Below are 18129 nucleotides of genomic sequence, written 5' to 3'. Positions count from 1 at the left end.
AAAGGGGGATGGGGCGGTCAGCCCGCCAGCGACCACAATGGCCGGTCGCGAACGGGACTTCGCGGCGAAATCTGCCAAACACGGAGTTCGCCGCGTCCTCCGGTTTTCGGAACCGTTGGGCCGGATCGCGGACGATAGAACCGCTCCAGACTTTCTGGGGTCGCTTGCGAGCGCGGTGGCGTCCAAATCCCTAACCGCGGCGTCCACCTGCCCAAGGCTGCCTCGCATCAGAACGCCACCTTGTCGGCGCCCTTGAGGCCGAGCCGCGCGCGCGCCTCCTCGGCCGTCGCGACCCTGAGGCCGAGATTTTCGACGATGGTCCGGATCTTGCGCACTTGCTGGGCGCTCGAGATCGCCTTTTCACCGGGACCGATATAGAGACTGTCCTCCATGCCCACGCGAACGTTGCCGCCGAGGAGTGAAGACTGCGTTGTGAACGGCATCTGATGACGACCGGCGGCCAGCACCGACCATTCGTAATCGTTGCCGAACAGCTTGTTAGCAATTGTGTGCATGTGCATGAGGTTGTCGAGGTCCGGCCCAACACCCCCGAGGATTCCGAACACCATCTGCACGAAGAACGGCGGCTTCACCCAGCCCTGATCGATGATCCAAGCAAGGTTGTAGAGATGGCCGAGATCGTAGCATTCAAACTCGAATTTTGTCCCGTGGCCATCGCCGAGTTCCTTCACCGTGTATTCGATGTCGCCGAAGGTGTTCCGGAATATGAAGTCCCGCGTCATCTCCAGAAATTCGGGTTCCCAGGAGTGCTTCCAGTTGGAATACTTCTGGAGCATCGGGAAGATGCCGAAGTTCATCGAGCCGACGTTCAGGGATGCCATTTCCGGGCTCGCCCGGGTTGCGGCGCGCAGACGCTCCTCGCGCGTCATGCCGAGTCCGCCGCCCGTGGAGACGTTGAGAACCGCGTTGCACGACTGCTTGATGCGCGGGAGGAATTCCATGAACAGGTCAGGGTTCGGATCCGGCCTGCCGTTATCGGGGTTGCGGGCGTGGAGGTGGATGATCGCGGCCCCCGCTTCCGCCGCTTCGATGCTCGCCTCAGCGATCTGCGAGGGCGTGATTGGAAGATGCTCCGACATGGTGGGCGTGTGGATGCCGCCGGTCGGCGCGCAGGTAATGATAACGGATTTCGACACGTCAGAGCCTCATTTGTTGAACTTGGGCCGAAAGGCCGCCACCCAGAACCCATCGTTGTCAGGTCGCGTGCTTGGCTTCGTCGCTCGCCAGACAGTTCACTAGAATTTGCGATATCGTCGCGGACGTTCTAACTTCCCGCCAGTCGAATGCTCTTTCTGTGCGCCGTACGCCGCTGGTTTATCTTTTTTCGTCGCAGTCTTGCTCGCTTAGGACCTGACGCCGGACTTGCGATGCATCGGCCAGGCCCGGAACTCGAAGGGAACCCTGCCCTCGACACGATCCGTCCGCGGCGATAGGCCGAACCGCTCGCGATAGGCCCTGCTGAAGTGCACCTGGCTGGCAAACCCCGATGCGATGGCGATTTCGGACATCGGCATGTCGGTTTGCGTGACCAGCCCTCTCGCACGGTCGAGCCGGATATCGCGATAATAGGTGGCAGGCGACTTCCCCACGTATCGCATGAATAGCCGATTGAGTTGCCGATGGGAGATTTTAACCCGGTCCGCGATTTCGGGAATAGAGAGGGCGTTTTCGAGATGCTGCTCCATGACGACGATAGCTTGTCGGATCATGCCGGGGATATACGTTCCGATTGGCTCGGCATTCGCCGGGTTCTGCGACGTGCCCGCCGGTCGCAGCGACGGGTGGAAGACGTAGCGGGCCGATGCATTGGCGAGCGCATCCCCGGAGCTTGCTCGAATGATTTGGAGCGCGATGTCCGACGAGGCGATACCACCCGAGCAGGTGAAACGCTTTCCGTCGCGAACGAAGATGTCTTCGGACACGTCAACGTCACCGTGCAGTTCCTTGAAGGCATCGATATGCTCATAGTGCACGGTCGCCCGATGGCCACGCAGCAAACCGGCGTCCGCCACGATGAAGGCGCCCGTATCGAGGGCGCCGATGATGCTTCCCGCCCGCGCCCATTTCCGCAAGGAGGCGAGAAGCTGTGGCGTTCTTCCGGCCTCCGGCGTCCAGCTCGCTGACATGACGACGATGTCGAACGCCTCGTTCTGGAACTCGGCGAGCTTCTCCGTCTCGACTACGAGACCGTTACTTGCCTGGCACCGGCCACCAGGTGCAGATGCCAGAACCCAGCGGAATCTGGTGTCCCCTTCCAGATAGTTTGCTGCCCGAAACGGGTCGATGAACGATGTTGTCGCAGCCAGATTGAAGTTCGGCGTGACCAGGATGAGTATTTGAACAGGGGGGCGGTCTATGTTCGTCATGGTCCAGATAGGTATAAATCTATACTTTGGCGATCAGCCGTAAGCTCGTGCCGTACATCACTTAACCAGCGTAATTCAACGCCATATCCATTGCGACCTGACCCTTGACCCATTGCGCGAAGCTTTTTCCCGCTGCGGTAAGGCGTCTCGTTCGCGTGACCAGATAGTAGGCATGGGTCGTCGACAAAACCATATCGGAAAATGGCGCGACCAACTCCATTTTCGCTGTCGCCTCCGCGGCTAGTTCAACCGCGAATAACGCCACTCCGTGGCCGCGAACGGCTGCGTGATGTAGCATCGCGGTGTCCTGGAATACGTGTCCCGATTCCACAGAAGTCCCGGCAAGCCCTGCTACGGACGACCACTGGCTCCACAGAGCGTAGTCTTTTTCGTGCAACAGCACTTGCCCGAGAATGTCTTCCGGCTTCTTGAGTTTGCGCGCCAAAGCGGGAGCACACATTGGAGTAAGTCGAAGTTCCATGAGGCGCTCAGAAGAAAACCCGCGCCAATCTTCGTCGCCCCATTTGATGGCAAGTTCGGTGTTGCCGACAAATTCAAGCCGACGATGGGAAACATTTATGGTGATATCGATTTCAGGAAAGCGCTCGGTAAAGTCCGCCAGTCGTGGGGTAAGCCAGAACGTGGCAAACCCTGTTTCCAGTTCAATCTCCAGAACAGTACGGTCGTTCGGAGCGACCCTCGTATCAAAGAGAACATCAAGTTGCTTAATTATAGGCCTGAGCTTCAGGTGGAGCGCCGCGCCGGCTTCCGTAATTTCGACCTGGTTCGTATTCCGATTGAACAGCGCAGTTCCCAGCTGTGACTCCAGCTTGCGGATCTGATGGCTGATCGCCGATTGTGTCTGATTGAGCTTTGCACCGGCACCGGTAAAGCTTAGTTCGGACGCAACGGCCAGGAAGGCCTGCAATTGACGGATGTCAGGTATCTGTGACGGCATGCGTCATGATAGTTTGTCATGAGAGTTACAACAAGACGTCATTTCCCGACTTGAATCTTCGTTCCTATGCTCGCTCCAAGGGTGGAGGAGAACGAACATGACCATGACAGCGACAGACGCATTTTCATTTGGATCCAATGTCGACAACATCGGCCTTCGCCAGGATCTTGCCGCCTCATTTCGCCTGGCAGCAATGTTCAATTGGCATGAGAGCGTCGCCAATCACTTCAGCGTTACGGTTTCCGACGACGGCTCGAAGTTCCTTATCAATCCGAAGTGGCGACATTTCTCACGGATCCGCGCCTCCGAACTCCTCCTGCTCGACGCGACCGACAGCGAGACGATGTCCCGACCAGATGCACCGGACGAAACGGCTTGGGCGATCCATAGCCGCCTTCACGCGGTAAACCCCTCAGCCCGCGTCATCTTGCACGTCCACTCGGATTACGCCACGGCACTGGCCTGCCTCGAGGACCCCGAGATCAAGCCCATCGATCAGAACACCTGCCGGTTCTATCAGCGAGTTGCCATCGACCGAGCCTATGGAGGCTTTGCCGATGCGACAGAAGAAGCAGATCGAATTGCGACCGTTCTCGGCGACCATAAAGCAATGATCATGGGCAATCACGGAGTGATGGTAATAGGATCGTCGATCTCGGAGGCTTTCGATCGTCTCTACTACTTTGAGAAGGCCTGCAAAACTCTTGTGCTTGCGTACTCCACGCAACGTCAGTTGAGCATTCTCGATCACGAGGTTGCAGAGAAGACGGCACGACAATGGGAGGATATCGGCGACTTCCACGTGGCTCACTTTTCAGAGCTGAAAGCGCTGCTCGATGGTGTTGATCCAAGCTATATGAGGTAGATCACCCTGCCGTTCGAGACCCTCACCGGACGCAGCGGCCATTCAATCTGAAAGCCATACAAACGCTCGCAAATTTGCCGACCAGCAACGAGTGCGGACCCGTTGCATGGCGGTAAAACGATGGCCTGTCAGCATGTCCCCGGCGCGGCGTCCCGATGTCCAAAAATCTCAAATTACTGTCCGAAATAGTCATATAGCCAGCCGCAAACGTGCGAGCCTTTGAAGCTGGCTTGGTGTGAACCACCAGGGTGCCAACGGCAAATGGTGGTTGGCAGATGATGTCCAGAACCAAGTTGGGAGGAGGTTCTAATGACTGACGAGTTGAAGTACCTGGCGGCTTTGGTCGCCCGTGGAAAAATGGACAGGCGGTCCTTCTTGGGGCGCGCGGCCATGCTGGGCGCAGCCGCATTGGCACCCGGCCTTCTTGCACATGCAGCCCGCGCCGAGGGTCCGGTCAAGGGTGGCACGATGCGCGTAGGCCTCGGCGGCGGCCAGTCGACGGACACACTCGATCCGGCACTGGCGTCCGCAGAAGGGCCGAATACCCTCATCGCGCAATTCGGCGAGAAGCTGTTCGAAGTCGACGCAAAGGGAGATATCGTGCCGCGTCTGGCTACGGAGTTCGGCTCCTCGAAGGACGCCAAGACCTGGACGTTCAAGATCCGCGAAGGCGTGACCTTCCACAATGGCAAGCCCGTGACCGCCAACGACGTCGTCGAGACGATGAAGCGCCACGCCGACAGCAAGAGCAATTCGGCCGCCCTTGGCCTCATGGCAGGCATCACCAAGATGACCGCCTCCGGTAACGAGTTCATTGCCGAGCTGCAGGATCCGAACGCCGACTTCCCCTACATAATGGCGGATTACCATCTGGTCATCCAGCCAGAGGGCGGCCGCGCGAACCCGGCCGACGGGATCGCCGCGGGACCGTATAAAGTCGTTAGCCAACAGCCTGGCGTGCGGTACGTTTTCGAGAAGTATGCCGACTACTGGGATGACTCCCGAGGTCACGCCAACACGCTGGATGTGACGATCATCAATGACGACACCGCCCGCGTCGCCGCCGTTCAAGCGGGTCAGGTGGACATGATCAATCGCGTTGCGCCGAAGGTCGCGGCACTTTTGGCGGGCATGAAAACCGTCGCCGTCAAATCGGTACCGAGCCGCGGCCACTACGTTCTGGTCATGCGGACCAACGCGCAGCCTTTCGACAACAACGACCTGCGCCTTGCCTTGAAATATGCGGTCGACCGCCAGTCTCTGCTGGATAAGGTACTGCTGGGCCACGGCACACTGGGCAACGACGTTCCGATCAACAACCTCTATTCGTTCTTCGCTAATGATCTGGAGCAGCGCGTCTACGATCCCGATAAGGCGAGCTTTCATTTCAAAAAATCGGGTCACCAGGGTCCTGTCGTGATCGAGACGTCCGAAGTGGCCTTCCCCGGCGCTGTCGACGCCTGCCAGCTCTTTCAGCAGAGCGCCGCAGCGGCAGGAATACCCCTCGAGATCAAGCGCATCCCGGGCGACGGTTACTGGTCGGACGTGTGGAACAAGAAGCCGTTCTGCGCCTCCTACTGGAACGGGCGGCCAACCCAGGACATGGTCTATTCGACGATCTATACGACAGGGGCCGCGTGGAATGAATCGGCCTATTCAAACCCCGAATTCGACCGCACGGTCGTTCTCGCCCGCGGCGAGCTCGACGCCGAGAAGCGCGCCGCCCTTTACGGCAAGCTCGCTCTGATGGTTCGGGACGAAGGCGGGACTATCGTGCCGATGTTCAGCAATTTCATCGACGCCGTGGGTCAGAATGTCGGCGGCTGGACCGATGATCCGAACGCCCCGCTGATGAACGCGCTGGCGCCGGTCAAATGTTGGCTGACGAACACGTAACATCCGGTTCGTTGCGCGAGCGGCTGAGGATGACGCCGCTCGCAGCAATCACATCATGACATGTCAGTTTGCTTGATTTTGGAGGTAGGAGCGCGATGACCGTTCCGTTGATCGTTATGATAACCGCGGCGGCGTCGGGAATCGGCCGGACGGTCGCCGAAGCATTTGCGGCCGCAGGCCATCGTGTCTTCGTCTCCGATACCGATGCCAAGGCAATCGACGAGATGTCGGCAAGGAGCCCAGAGATCGTGGCAAGCCGGGTCGACGTTACCTCGTCGACGGAAATCGAAGCGTGGTTTGCCAAGGTGAAGGCCGAGGCAGGCGGCGTCGATATTCTCATCAACAATGCCGGGATTGCCGGCCCAACGGAGAGGCTTGAGAACATTGGGGTTGAAAGCTGGCACAACTGCATCGACGTGTGCCTGAACAGCCAATTCCTGACGAGCCGCTGCGCCATTCCGCTGATGAAGGAGAAACGGAGCGGCAGCATCATCAACCTGTCTTCCACGGCCGGGCTATTCGGCTATGGACTGCGAACGCCCTACGCAGCGGCAAAATGGGCCGTCGTTGGCCTCACCAAATCGATGGCCATCGAACTCGGCGACTGGAACATCCGCGTCAACGCAATCTGCCCAGGATCTGTCTCCGGTGATCGCATGAACCGCGTCATCGCCGCCGAAGCCTCCATGCGATCGACATCGCCGGAAGAAATCAGGCGCGAATACACCAGCGGCCAATCCATCAAGCGATTTGTCGAGCCGAAAGAAATAGCGGACTTGTGCCTGTTCTTATCCTCGCCTGCTGCAAGTATGATCAGCGGGCAAGCCATAGCGATCGACGGACACACCGAGACCTATCACATATAGGTTTCGGTAAGATCGCAGTGTCGTTCGTCGCGGTCATTTCAGATTGGGTCGGGACGTAAACCGCGCTGCCGCGCTGTCGAACCAAGTCGATCAGGTGCCGCCAGCCGTTGCGCCCACGATCGGCGACGACGATGGACGCTGCCGGAGCCCCAAGTTGGCCGGGCGCCTTGCCGGAGGCCTACTCGGCGTGGGCGACCGGCGCGCGTTCCGAGCGGGCTGCCAAACATGGCAGCACCGACCAGTTCCGCATCACAACCGCCCCGCCTCAATGATTTGCCGGAGGAACTCACGCGTGCGTTCTTCTTTCGGGTTGCCGAATATCTGCGACGGCGGTCCCGCCTCCAGCAGTTTTCCCTGCTCGAGAAACACAACCAGATCCGAGACCTCGCGAGCAAACTGCATTTCGTGGGTGGCAAGGATCATCGTCATTCCATCCCGCGCCAGGTCGCGCACGATGTTCAACACTTCGGCCACCAGCTCCGGGTCAAGTGCAGAGGTGATTTCATCGAGAAGCAGCGCCTCAGGCTGCATGGCAATGGCGCGGACGATGGCGACACGCTGCTGCTGGCCGCCGGAAAGCTGATCGGGGTAGTATTGCGCCCGGTGTCCGAGATTGACGCGCTCCAGCAGGTCGCGGGCGCGCTTTAGTGCCGCGCCACGGCTTTCGTCAGCAGCTTGACCGGGCCGATGGCGATGTTCTCTTCCACCGTCATGTGTGGGAACAGGTTGAAGGACTGGAACACCATGCCCACCTTGCGGCGCAGCCGGTTCAGGTCGACGCCGGGGCCGGAGACCACGTCCCCGGCCACCCGGATCGTGCCGCCGTCTATGCTTTCCAGCGCATTCAGGCAACGCAGCAGCGTCGACTTGCCGGAACCGGAGGCGCCGATCAGCGTCACCACCTGATGGCGGTCCACCTGCAGATTGATGCCCTTCAGCACCTCATGCAGATGGTAGTTTTTCCGCAGGCCGTCGATTTCGATGAATGCCATGGGGTCAACCTCTCATGCGCTTGGTCGCTCGCGCCAGCATCCAGTCGACATAGCGCGTCTGCGGAATGGTGATGACCACGAACAGGATCGCCACAACCGTCACCGAGGAGAGATTGAAACTGGACGAGGCGTAGAATTTGGCCTGGTTGAAGGCATCGAGCGTGCCGATGACATTAACCAGGGAGGTATCCTTCTGCAGAGCGATAAAGGTGCTGAGCAGCGGCGGGATCACCAGTCGGATCGCCTGCGGCAGGATAAAATAGCGCAACGTCTGGAGATAACTGAAGCCGAGCGACCGGCTTGCCGACCATTGCGAGGGATGGATCGAGGCGATGCCCGAGCGATAGATCTCGGCAACATAGGCGCTGTAAGTCAACGAAAGCGCCATGACCGCGAACCAGTCGGGCGATAGCCGTGAAATTACTGGTAGATTGGTCAGCGGCAGACCGAAGCCGATCAGGTAGAGCACGATGATCGCGGGAACGGCGCGCATCAGGTCGATATAGGCCACCGCCATGACGCGCAAAGGCGCGCCGGCTCTGCCAGGTGCCATCCGCGCCACCGCCAGGACCAGCCCGAAGGCGAGAACGATCGCCTGCGAGATCAGCGCCAGCTTGATATTGACCAGGAAGGCCATGGCCACATCCCAGGCGCTGGCCTGCATCAGTTCCCATTGCAGGAAGGTTCGCTGGATGTTTCCGTCGTTCATCAGCAGAAGCTGGATGAGGGCGAAACCCACCATGACCGCCAGCGCGAGGCCGAAGGTAACAAAGGCGCTTTGCCGGGATTGCGCCGCCGCCGCGCGGGCTTCCAGCACCTTGCCGGCGGCGGTTCTCCCGGCAGCACGAAGTGAGAGCCGCAACGCCGAAAGTGCCGCCATCAGCGCCAATGTTCCGGCGACAAGCCCCGCCACGATGGTGCCCAGGCTAAAGGTGCTCAAGCCGGCAGAGGTGATGCCGCTTCGCACCGTCCCGCCCAGGACGCCAATGAAAAACAGCAGCAGAACTGCCGTGACCGTCGCGGTCACGGCAAGGCCCATACTGCGCGGAGCGGGGCTCAGCATTGTCATGCGCTCTCCTTCACCGATCCAAATCAGGGCTGTTGCCAGACCGGAATGCTATTGGGATCGGCGCCGAACATCGGCGTAAGATAACGGCTCGAAAGATCCGCCAGCGTTCCGTCCTCGATCATCGCTCCTACTGCGGCATCGACGACCGTGCTGTTTTCCGAACCTTTCGGCGTGATTACACCGTAGCCGTGGTTCAGCTCGAACTGGCCGATCACCTTGATCGCACCATTGGTGCCCGAGGTGGCGGAAAGAACGAGCGTGGTGTCGGAAATGATCGCGTCCACCTGGCCGGCCATCAGCGCCGTGACCATGTCGGGCTGCGACTGGTAGAGGGCTGGCTGGGTCTCGGGCTTCAGGGTGTTGACCACCCAGTCCGACCCCATGTTCCCCTGCAGAACGCCGATGCGCTTGCTGCGCAGCGTCTGCGCGCTCAATTCCGTGCCGGCCTTGACCGCAACACCGAGATTCGAGCCAAAATAGGGACGGCTGAAATCAAAAACCTGCTTGCGCGCATCGGTAATCGTGGTCGAGGCGATGGCGATGTCGTATCCCTTGGCCGTGCCGGAGATGTACTGATCCCAGGCCAGGTTCATCAGCTTGAGATTGGCCAAACCGGCGCGATGGGCGATCTGGGCCGCCATGCAGTATTCGTAGCCATCCTGGACAGCCACCGGAGAAACGCCGTTGTACCAACCCGGATTGGGGAGAACGGTGGCGACGATCAGCGTATCGGGTTCGACGGTGCTCAGGCTAATCGAGCCTGCTTCGCCAGTGGGTGCGCAATTGCCATAGTTCGGCGCAACGCCGTCAGCCAGTGCCGGCCCTGCCAGAAGTGCGGCAAGCGCCAGTGCGCCGAAAAACAAGTTCGGTTTCATGTGGGCGCGCTTGCGCTGCCGCGCCGCATCGATGAAGCCGGTCATCAGCAGGTCGAGATCGGCGGACGGTGCCTTGGGATCTTCGGGGTGCCATTGCACACCCACCATCCAGTGCGACCCCTCGGCCTCGACAGCCTCGACGATTCCGTCCTCGGCGCGGGCGGTGACCGCAAGCCCCTCACCCACGCGCGCGACCGCCTGATGATGGCCTGACCGGACCGACAGCGCGCGTCCACCATAGATAGCATCGAGCCGCGAGCCGGGTTCCAGCGTGACGGGATGCGAAACCATGATCGAGTTGTCGGCCGTGCCGTTATGAACGGTGCCAGGACCGATCTCCTGAACAAGATCGCCACCGTGCAGGATATTGATGAGCTGCATACCGCGGCAGATGCCGAGCGCAGGAACGTCACGCGCTGCTGCATCACGAAGCAAGGCAAGCTCGAAGCGGTCAGCGTCGGCGTTGATACCGTACATCGTATCGGCCTCCCGCGGCTGGCCGTAACAGGCTGGATCCGCATCAGCACCACCGAGAACCAGCAACGCATCCATTCCGTCGAGCGCCACATCCGCCGCGCGGTCCGGCGCCGACGCCTCGACGAAATGAACCTCGCCGCTGCCGCGGCGAAGCGACGAGAGCGCGCTGTCGGAGAATTCGCGCAAAACGCCTTTCAGATAGTCGCTGACATCGGGGGGCGTCAGCGAGCCCACGACGAGGATGTGTACGACTTCGTTTTCGGGCGGAGACGGCTTGGCAGAAAAGGTTGTGTTGGGCATGGTCTTCCAGGTATTTAACTGCTATACATTTAACATCTATATTCTAGAGGTCAAATGAAATTTCTTTCCTCGTTAAGTGATGCCTCGAAGTCGACGCCGAACCTGGTCGCGCGGCGCCTGCATGAGGCCATCGCTACCGGCGAATTGCGACCGGGTGACCGGCTGCCACCGGAGATCGAGCTAGCGCAGGGCTTCGGGATCGCACTCATGACGGTTCGAGTTGCCCTTGGCGCATTGCGGGACATGGGACTGCTGACAACCGTCCGCGGTCGCAACGGCGGAAACTTCGTCGCCGCCGACGTTGGCCTGCGCCTGGCGGAAGCGGCGCGGCGGGCGCCGCTAAGCCGAGCGGAGCTACGCGACCTCACCGACTGGCGCAGAGCCATTTCCGGTGAAGCCTGTTTTCTCGCAGCGGAACGGGCTGGTCCCGAGGCATTGACCAAAATTCGAGAAGCCGGCAAGGATTTCGACCGGCTCCTGCACCAGTTCCCCGATCTGCGGTTTGCCGACGCCCGCTTTCACAGCCTGATTGCGGAAGTATCAGGCTCCGCCGCCCTGTTGCGGGCTGAAACCGAGATCCAGCTCGCTCTGACCGATGTGATCCTCGCGATCGATAAACCGATCGGCAGCAGACGCCTGACAGCCTATACGCACGACCCAATCATCGAGGCGATTTCACACGGCAACGGCAACGCCGGCCGCGAGGCCATGATCCGCCACGCCGAGGACACCTTCAGCTGGGTGACGATGCTGCTGTGAGGCTGGGGTGGAACGGTGTAGATCGCCTTCTGACGTTCGCCTTGTGCAGGCGCTGCCTAGCTGCTGAGGCAGCGAAACGTCAACTTGCGATCGACCGAATCTGCGTCAATTTTCCTTCGCCCGCCGCCCGAAAGGGCGTCGTCACATCCCGCGACGCGATAACTCACTGCTGGCAAAGATCGTACAAGCGTATCGCCAACTCCAAATCGAATCGTTTCGCCGGGGAATCGAGGTTGAGCCCAAACAGTTCTGCTGATTTGGCAAGCCGATATCGTAACGTCGTGACATGGATGCCCAGTTCGTCCGCGCACTGCTGATTTCGGCATCCGGTGTTGACGTAGGCTTTCAACGTGGCAAGAAACTGGGTCTCATTCGCCTCATCGTGATCCAGAACCGTTCCCAGGGTGCGGCGGACGAATTCCTGGACATAATCCGCATTGGCGGTTGAAAGCAGTATCGGCAGAGGGCCTAAATCTTCGGCCGAAAGGATGCCCCGCTTCCCAAAGACCTGGGCGATGTCGAGAATGTTGCGACAGCTCTTCCAGTGCCCCTGATAGTCTTGCAGGCTGGTACAAAGAGCGCTCAACACCGATACCGGCTCAATGGGGGTGTATAGGCGGATCTCGCGCATCACCTTCATCATCAGTTCGCGAAGATATTCGTCCGTCAGATTGTTCGTGGCCGGCACGAGAATGATCATGCAATCCGCATGGCCGACCACCACCGGAGTGGAGCCGCCCCGGTCGAAGAGCAACGCGATGCCCTGCTGCACATTGCCGAGCGTCGCGGCTGCCAGGTTGTCACTCTCGGCAAAGGACACAACGATCATCCGATGGGGGCGATTGAGCCGGATCCCGAACTTCAGCGCCCGTTGGGCCAGGTCGTTCTCATTTTTCCATTTGCCGTCGATGATTTCGCTGAACAGCTCATCCAGGCTGCGCCTTTCGAACTGGAAGCGGATCAGATTGCGCATTAGCTGGACGCTGACCGCCAGCCGGATGCTGCCGATCAGAAGCTGATCATACTCGGTCAGCCCGTCGTCACCGAGAACCATCAGAGCACCGACGCTCGTCCCGTCGATGCGCAGCGGGTAGACGCTGGCCGCCAAGCCGAAGCCGTGGCGCTCCAGGGTGATGGGAAACTCGATCAGCGTGACGCCGTCCTCCCGCATCGTGTCGAAGGGCAGCCGCCGGATGCGGGGGCGCAACTGGGTTTCGACGATCTCATGCCATTCCCCGTCATCGAACAGCCTCGGCTTTGGGGAGGCGCCGGCCAGGATGGCATTGGTCGTCAAATCGACGATCAGGACCGGCCTCTGAAGGATCGGATGGATCGCGTCGGAAAGCTTCTGGACCGAATCGTCCGAGATCGCTTGCTGCATCAATCGAGTATGGGTGGACAACACCATCTCGCGCTGCAGGGCGGAGTCCTTTTGCTCGGCGATCGCCTTCTGCTTCTCGACCGCAATCGATCCGAGCTGGACGATCAGCTTCATCAGGGCAAGGTCCGTCGGGCCGATATCCTTGACTCGCTCGGAGTTCACCGTCAGCACCATTGGCCGACCAAGCAGGTCCGTGCAGCGCATGGGCATCACCAGGACGCTGCAATAGCCTCGCTCGCGGGACTCCTTGCGAAACCCCGGAAACTCGTCCGATGCCTGTGCGTCCGGGATGAATACCGGCTGGTTACCGCGCAGCGCGACGAGCGACGGGCTGGTGGCCAGCACCCATTGGTCCTCCGGGCGCTCGAGTTGCAAGGTCGGGTCATGCCGCACGGTGACATAGCCATAGCCGCTGGCAAGGTCTATGCTCATGATAGAGCCGCGCAGCCAGTCGCCATGCCGGCAGGCCGCGACCACCAATTGCCGCAATGTCGCATCCGTATCGCTGCCGCTGTTGATGAGGTCGGCGACATCGCCGAGCGCGGTGATGAGCGAATTGATATCCATGAATATTTTACCGCATCCTCGAAACAAAGAATAAAACCCGAGTTTCATCCTATAAAACAGGGATGAATTTGACGTCTGTCAATAGGATTTTGTGGGCCTGCAAAACCCTGGAGGACACGACCAGCCAATGACACTTACAATCCGAAAGATCTTCACCGTCATCGAAGAAGTGCTCGTAGAGGGCAGCAAGCCGGCGGATCGCCCGGTCACCGCCGTGGCGGTCGCGGCCGTCCTGACGAACCCCTGGGCGGGTCGCGGCTTCACCGACGACCTGCGGCCGATCATCAACGAATACGCGCCCGTCCTCGGCAAGATAATGACCGATCGGCTGACGGGCCTGATGCAGCCGGAACGCATCGAGGCCTATGGAAAATGCGCCGCCGTCGGCCTTGACGGCGAGATCGAGCACGGCTCTGCCCTGATCCACACCTTGCGGTTCGGAAACCTGTTTCGCGAGGCCGCAGGCGGGACCGCCTATCTGAGCTTCACCAACACCCGCAACTCCGCCGGGAGTCTGTTGTCGCTGCCGATGACGCACAAGACGACGACCGGCACCCGCTCCCATTTTATCACGCTCAATTTCCAGATCGCAGATGCGCCCCGCGCCGACGAGATCCTGATCGCCATCGGCGCGTCCGACGGCGGGCGGCCGCATGCCCGCATCGGCGACCGCTTCCAGGACATGGAGGACATGGGCATCCGCCAGCCCTGATCGCCCCTGATGCAATGCAGATCCACGGCGGCGCAGCCCATGCGCCGCCGCTTTTTTTTCGCGCGCGGCTCTCAGGTCAGTTTCAGCACTGCGCCGAGTTCGTCCGCGGGCAACACCCAGCCGTAGTTGCGTTCGAAGGCGGCGAGCGTCGCCTCGTGCTGCTGCGGCGTATTGGAGGACAGGCCGTCGGCCACGAGGATGGTCGGATAGCCGTAGTGCACGGCATGTCGCGCGGTGTCCTCGACGCACATTTCGGTGATCGTGCCAACAATTGCCACGCCGTCCACCCCATGCGCGCGCAGCCTCTCCTCCAGATCGGTGCGGTGGAAGGCGCTGTAATAGATTTTGTCGACCACATCCTCGCCCGGCTGCGGCAGAAGTTCGTCGATGACATCGATGACGCCGCGCTCGTCGCCAAGATCGGCAAAATGGCGGCGAAAACCGGGAACGCAGGCATTGATTGGCGGTTGCAAGCGGTCGATCCAGCCGAAACGCGCCGCCAGGGGCTTGTACAGGTCGTCGGCGACATAGCGCGTATAGACGACCGGCAGGCTCGCTCGACGAAATTTCCCGATCAGGTCGCGGATGACCGGGATCGTATCCCGCGCCGACGGCACTTCGAGCGGCGCATCGCGGCGAACGAAATCGTTCTGCATGTCGATAACGAGAAGCGCCGGCCGCTTCAGATTTTCAAGCATGGGTCTTGGGCTCCCTTGGATGGCATGAAAACGGGGCCGGCCGCTTGCGCGACACCGGCCCCTCGCTCATTGGCGGATATCGGCGCGCCTTACTGCGAGACCGCCTTGGCAGCCTCGACAACCCAGCCGTCGAAAGTCGCCTGGTTCTCGGCAATCCATGCTTCGCCGAGCTTGCGCAGGGAGCGGTCCGAACTGTCCTTGTTCAGTTCCGTTTCCCACTGCGCCCAGGTGGCGGTCGGCCAGCGCATCACCTCGACGAATTTCTTGACGGCGGGGTTGGCGTTGATGAAGTCCTTGTTGACCGCCATCATCCAGTTCCAGGAGCCCGTCGTCATCCGGCAAGGATCCTGTCCCCCGGCGCAGCCGACGATGCCCTCCACCAGATGGCCATTGGCGGAAGTGACGTTTTCCGGCAGCGCATCGAAGGGGATGGGCAGCCAAACGGCATCGACGCCCGGCTTCAGCGTATCGGTGACCCAGGAAGGCGTCCAGGTGTAGAGCAGCACCGGCTCGCCGCGCTTGAAGCGGGCGAAGGTCTCGGCCAGAAGCACCTCATATTTGGCGCGCACGGTCTGCACCGTATCATTCAACCCGAATTTCTCGACCTGATAGTCGACGACGTCGCCGCAGCGCCAGCCGGGATCGCAATTGACCATGTCGGCCTTTCCGTCGCCATTGGTGTCGAACAGCGCCGCGATCTTCGGATCCTTGAGCTGCTCGATATTGGTGATGTTATGGGCCTCGGCGGTCTTCTTGTCGACGTAGTAGCCATTGGTACCGCCGCCGATGATCGAGCCCTCGCCGATGAGATCCAGCTTGTCCTTCACCTTGACGAAGGAGGCTTCCTGCTGCGGCATGTTGATGTCGGAGACGAAATCCATATCGCCCTGCGAGGCGGCCAGCATAGAAGCGGTCGAACCGAGCGTACTCATCTGGACGTCATATCCGAGCTTCTTCAGCCCTTCGATCAGGATCACGTCCTGAACATAGTTGGCTCCGAGGCTGTCGCTGCGGGCGAACCTGAGTGTCTTGCCCTCGCCCGGCATGTCCTGCGCCAGCACCGGCTGGCCGGCCATCGCGAAAATGGCAGCGGCCGCGAAAATTTTATGCTTTCCCGTCAGTTTCATTGTCATGCTCCCAGTTGAATGACGTCCCATTATCCGCAATCCCGGTCAGACCGACCGGGCGGCGGGTTCCTCCGACTTGATCTCCTCCCGATCCCGCGAGAAGAACAGCGTGCGCATGAAGCGCGAGGCAAAGGGTGCCTTGCGCTTGGCATTTGGTTTACGCGAAGCGAGCGCCTGCGTGATGCGATCGAGCACCATGGCCAGGAGCACGATGGCGATGCCGCCGACGGCGGCACGGCCGACGTCGAGCCTTCCCAGCCCCTGCAAAACGACGAGGCCGAGGCCTTCCGCTCCGATCATGGCGACAACCACCGACATGACCATCGCGGTCAGGACCGTCTGGTTGAGTCCGCCGAGAATGGTCGGCACGGCGAGCGGAAGCTGGATTTCCCACAGAAGCTGGCGCCGGTCCGCACCGAAGGCGTGGCCGGCTTCGACCAGTTCCTTGTCCACCATGCGGATGCCGAGATTGGTGAAGCGGATCAGTGGCGGCGCGGCCGCGACAATGACAGCCACGCCACCCGGAACCGTTCCCACCCCGAAAAGCATGACGACCGGCACCAGATAGACGAAGGTCGGCGTCGTCTGCATGATGTCGAGAATGGGCCGAACGACGCCCCAGACACGATCGTTGCGGGCCGACCAGACACCGATCGGAATGCCAATCACGGTGCAGATCAGGATCGCCGTGGTGATGAGCGACAACGTCGTCATCGCATCGGCCCAGACGCCGAGCGCGGCAACCACGATCAGCGCAACGGCACTGAAGCAGGCGACCGAAAGGCTCGCCAACCGATAGGCGAGCAGAAAGACCAACACCACGAACAGCGGGAAGGGCGTTGCCTGCAACACGGTTTCATTGAATCTCAACAGGCTTTCGACCGGCCATTTGATCGCGACGAACAGCGGCCGGAAATTATAGGCCAGCCACTCGACACCGTCCTGGATCCACGCGTCGACCGGGAAAACGTTCAGATCATCGGCGTCAAGCATGGGGCGCTCCCGTGGAATTCGCATGAGGTTGGGAAGAAAGCGCGGCGATCTCCGCAAGCATCCGTTCGGGAGTGAGACGCCCGACCAGACGCCGTCCTTCATCGACGACGACCAACGGTCGACCGCTGCGATAGAGACGGGCCGCATCGATGAGCTTGGTATCCGCCGACACGGAAACCACATCGGCGGAGACGAGGTCCTCCGGCGCGGCGCCGGCGCGAATCCGTTCCACGTCCCCGGCCCGGATCGCGCCCAGCACCTGCATCTGCGCATCGACGACGATCAGATCCGCCGTCCTCGCGTCCGGCACCAGGCGCAGTTGGCCGATCTCGACGACCTCTTCCGCCGCCGTCATGGCCATGCGCGCATCGAAAAGCCGGGCCCGGTCCACTTCGCGGGTGAACGAGGCGACGTAGTCGCTGCCAGGGTCGAGCACGATTTCCTCCGGTGCGCCCTCGCGCACCACCTTGCCATCAGCCATGATGGCGATGCGGTTGCCGAGCTTCAGCGCCTCCTGGAAATCGTGGGTGATGAACAGGATCGTCTTCTGCAAAGTGCTTTGCAGGCGCAGGAGCTCATCCTGCATCTCCGACCGGATCAGCGGATCAAGCGCGCTGAAGGCCTCGTCCATGATCAGAACGTCGGCATCCGTCGCCAGCGCGCGCGCCAGCCCGACGCGCTGGCGCATGCCGCCGCTCAGCTCGTGTGGCTGGTGATAGGCCCAGCGCGCCAATCCGACCACGGCCAGCACCTCCTCGGCGCGCCTGCGACGCTCGGCAGCCGGCACGCCGCGCAGCTTCAGGCCGAATTCCACATTGGCGATCACGCTCTTGTTGGGCAGCAGCGCGAAATGCTGGAACACCATGGAAATGCGCGTGCGGCGAACCTCGCGCAGTTCAGCTTCGCCAAGCGGCACGAGGTCGCGGCCATCGAGCAGGATGCGTCCGGCGCTGGGCTCGTTGAGGCGATTGATGCAGCGCGCCAGGGTGGACTTTCCCGATCCCGACAGGCCCATGATCATGTAGATCGCGCCCGAGGGAACCGAAAGCGACACATCGCTGAGACCCACGACCATGCCGAGTTCGCTCAGCACGCGGTCCTTGTCCGCACCGCCTTCCAGCATGGCCACCGCCTTTTGCGGCGCTTCGCCAAAGATCTTGTATAGTCCTTCAACTTTAAGCCGTTCGCTCAAGACCGTACGCCCTCA

General features: G+C 60.8%; 15 protein-coding genes and 1 pseudogene. 5 read left to right on the top strand and 11 right to left on the bottom strand.

The features are described from left to right. Nucleotides 1-227: 227 nt before the first annotated feature. The 3 genes from J2Y48_RS21960 to J2Y48_RS21950 all read right to left on the bottom strand — a co-directional run bounded on the left by J2Y48_RS21960 (nucleotide 228) and on the right by J2Y48_RS21950 (nucleotide 3345). On the bottom strand, nucleotides 228-1157 hold the full coding sequence (locus J2Y48_RS21960; protein WP_310422576.1) for a 3-keto-5-aminohexanoate cleavage protein: 930 nt from the start codon (nucleotides 1155-1157) through the stop codon (nucleotides 228-230). Nucleotides 1158-1364: 207 nt separating this feature from the next. Further along, complete coding sequence (locus tag J2Y48_RS21955; RefSeq protein ID WP_310422573.1) at nucleotides 1365-2387, bottom strand: GlxA family transcriptional regulator; 1023 nt, start codon at nucleotides 2385-2387, stop codon at nucleotides 1365-1367. Between the two features lie 61 nt (nucleotides 2388-2448). After that, complete coding sequence (locus tag J2Y48_RS21950; RefSeq protein WP_310422569.1) at nucleotides 2449-3345, bottom strand: LysR substrate-binding domain-containing protein; 897 nt, start codon at nucleotides 3343-3345, stop codon at nucleotides 2449-2451. A gap of 97 nt (nucleotides 3346-3442) precedes the next feature. Between J2Y48_RS21950 and J2Y48_RS21945 the strand changes: the two genes are divergently transcribed. The 3 genes from J2Y48_RS21945 to J2Y48_RS21935 all read left to right on the top strand — a co-directional run bounded on the left by J2Y48_RS21945 (nucleotide 3443) and on the right by J2Y48_RS21935 (nucleotide 6972). After that, entirely contained in the window at nucleotides 3443-4210 is a 768-nt protein-coding gene (locus J2Y48_RS21945; RefSeq protein WP_310422566.1) for a class II aldolase/adducin family protein, read from the top strand. Nucleotides 4211-4519: 309 nt separating this feature from the next. After that, a complete protein-coding gene (locus J2Y48_RS21940; RefSeq protein ID WP_310422563.1) occupies nucleotides 4520-6106 on the top strand; it encodes an ABC transporter substrate-binding protein in 1587 nt (528 codons plus the stop codon). Between the two features lie 95 nt (nucleotides 6107-6201). Beyond that, nucleotides 6202-6972: an SDR family oxidoreductase gene (locus J2Y48_RS21935; RefSeq protein WP_310422559.1), complete on the top strand. Its 771-nt coding sequence runs from the start codon at nucleotides 6202-6204 to the stop codon at nucleotides 6970-6972. Between the two features lie 249 nt (nucleotides 6973-7221). Here the strand turns inward: J2Y48_RS21935 and J2Y48_RS21930 are convergent. The 3 genes and pseudogenes from J2Y48_RS21930 to J2Y48_RS21920 form a co-directional block, all read right to left on the bottom strand. After that, nucleotides 7222-7964 (bottom strand): annotated as a pseudogene (locus tag J2Y48_RS21930) (amino acid ABC transporter ATP-binding protein). Nucleotides 7965-7968: 4 nt separating this feature from the next. Beyond that, a complete protein-coding gene (locus tag J2Y48_RS21925) occupies nucleotides 7969-9033 on the bottom strand; it encodes an amino acid ABC transporter permease (protein ID WP_310422555.1) in 1065 nt (354 codons plus the stop codon). 23 nt (nucleotides 9034-9056) lie between these two features. Beyond that, complete coding sequence (locus J2Y48_RS21920; RefSeq protein WP_310422552.1) at nucleotides 9057-10685, bottom strand: gamma-glutamyl-gamma-aminobutyrate hydrolase family protein; 1629 nt, start codon at nucleotides 10683-10685, stop codon at nucleotides 9057-9059. Between the two features lie 54 nt (nucleotides 10686-10739). Between J2Y48_RS21920 and J2Y48_RS21915 the strand changes: the two genes are divergently transcribed. After that, nucleotides 10740-11444 (top strand): FCD domain-containing protein, encoded by a 705-nt coding sequence (locus J2Y48_RS21915; protein ID WP_310422549.1) that lies wholly within the window; start codon nucleotides 10740-10742, stop codon nucleotides 11442-11444. A gap of 163 nt (nucleotides 11445-11607) precedes the next feature. On the opposite strand, the gene J2Y48_RS21910 is transcribed toward J2Y48_RS21915, so the two are convergent. Next, entirely contained in the window at nucleotides 11608-13302 is a 1695-nt protein-coding gene (locus J2Y48_RS21910) for a helix-turn-helix domain-containing protein (RefSeq protein ID WP_310422765.1), read from the bottom strand. Between the two features lie 217 nt (nucleotides 13303-13519). Between J2Y48_RS21910 and J2Y48_RS21905 the strand changes: the two genes are divergently transcribed. Beyond that, complete coding sequence (locus tag J2Y48_RS21905; RefSeq protein WP_310422546.1) at nucleotides 13520-14104, top strand: amino acid synthesis family protein; 585 nt, start codon at nucleotides 13520-13522, stop codon at nucleotides 14102-14104. Nucleotides 14105-14175: 71 nt separating this feature from the next. On the opposite strand, the gene J2Y48_RS21900 is transcribed toward J2Y48_RS21905, so the two are convergent. The 4 genes from J2Y48_RS21900 to J2Y48_RS21885 form a co-directional block, all read right to left on the bottom strand. Then, entirely contained in the window at nucleotides 14176-14802 is a 627-nt protein-coding gene (locus tag J2Y48_RS21900; RefSeq protein ID WP_310422543.1) for an isochorismatase family cysteine hydrolase, read from the bottom strand. 89 nt (nucleotides 14803-14891) lie between these two features. Then, complete coding sequence (proX, locus tag J2Y48_RS21895; protein ID WP_310422540.1) at nucleotides 14892-15929, bottom strand: glycine betaine/L-proline ABC transporter substrate-binding protein ProX; 1038 nt, start codon at nucleotides 15927-15929, stop codon at nucleotides 14892-14894. 45 nt (nucleotides 15930-15974) lie between these two features. Beyond that, entirely contained in the window at nucleotides 15975-16922 is a 948-nt protein-coding gene (locus J2Y48_RS21890; protein WP_310422537.1) for a proline/glycine betaine ABC transporter permease, read from the bottom strand. Beyond that, the gene (locus J2Y48_RS21885) at nucleotides 16915-18114 is read right to left on the bottom strand and encodes a betaine/proline/choline family ABC transporter ATP-binding protein (protein ID WP_310422534.1); all 1200 of its coding nucleotides are present in this window, start codon (nucleotides 18112-18114) and stop codon (nucleotides 16915-16917) included. The genes J2Y48_RS21890 and J2Y48_RS21885 overlap by 8 nt, the downstream gene beginning before the upstream one ends. Between the last annotated feature and the right edge of the window lie 15 nt (nucleotides 18115-18129).

The sequence above is a fragment of the Mycoplana sp. BE70 genome (assembly GCF_031455855.1).
In the GTDB taxonomy this organism is placed as follows: domain Bacteria; phylum Pseudomonadota; class Alphaproteobacteria; order Rhizobiales; family Rhizobiaceae; genus Mycoplana.
This window is presented reverse-complemented; position numbering and strand designations above follow the sequence as displayed.

Bases quoted from the DNA above. Each gene is read 5' to 3' on its own strand.
- J2Y48_RS21935 (WP_310422559.1), top strand. From the start codon at position 6,202: ATGACCGTTCCGTTGATCGTTATGATAACCGCGGCGGCGTCGGGAATC.
- J2Y48_RS21890 (WP_310422537.1), bottom strand. From the start codon at position 16,922: ATGCTTGACGCCGATGATCTGAACGTTTTCCCGGTCGACGCGTGGATC.
- J2Y48_RS21905 (WP_310422546.1), top strand. From the start codon at position 13,520: ATGACACTTACAATCCGAAAGATCTTCACCGTCATCGAAGAAGTGCTC.
- J2Y48_RS21915 (WP_310422549.1), top strand. From the start codon at position 10,740: ATGAAATTTCTTTCCTCGTTAAGTGATGCCTCGAAGTCGACGCCGAAC.
- J2Y48_RS21945 (WP_310422566.1), top strand. From the start codon at position 3,443: ATGACCATGACAGCGACAGACGCATTTTCATTTGGATCCAATGTCGAC.
- J2Y48_RS21925 (WP_310422555.1), bottom strand. From the start codon at position 9,033: ATGACAATGCTGAGCCCCGCTCCGCGCAGTATGGGCCTTGCCGTGACC.
- J2Y48_RS21940 (WP_310422563.1), top strand. From the start codon at position 4,520: ATGACTGACGAGTTGAAGTACCTGGCGGCTTTGGTCGCCCGTGGAAAA.
- J2Y48_RS21920 (WP_310422552.1), bottom strand. From the start codon at position 10,685: ATGCCCAACACAACCTTTTCTGCCAAGCCGTCTCCGCCCGAAAACGAA.
- J2Y48_RS21955 (WP_310422573.1), bottom strand. From the start codon at position 2,387: ATGACGAACATAGACCGCCCCCCTGTTCAAATACTCATCCTGGTCACG.
- J2Y48_RS21900 (WP_310422543.1), bottom strand. From the start codon at position 14,802: ATGCTTGAAAATCTGAAGCGGCCGGCGCTTCTCGTTATCGACATGCAG.
- J2Y48_RS21950 (WP_310422569.1), bottom strand. From the start codon at position 3,345: ATGCCGTCACAGATACCTGACATCCGTCAATTGCAGGCCTTCCTGGCC.
- proX (WP_310422540.1), bottom strand. From the start codon at position 15,929: ATGAAACTGACGGGAAAGCATAAAATTTTCGCGGCCGCTGCCATTTTC.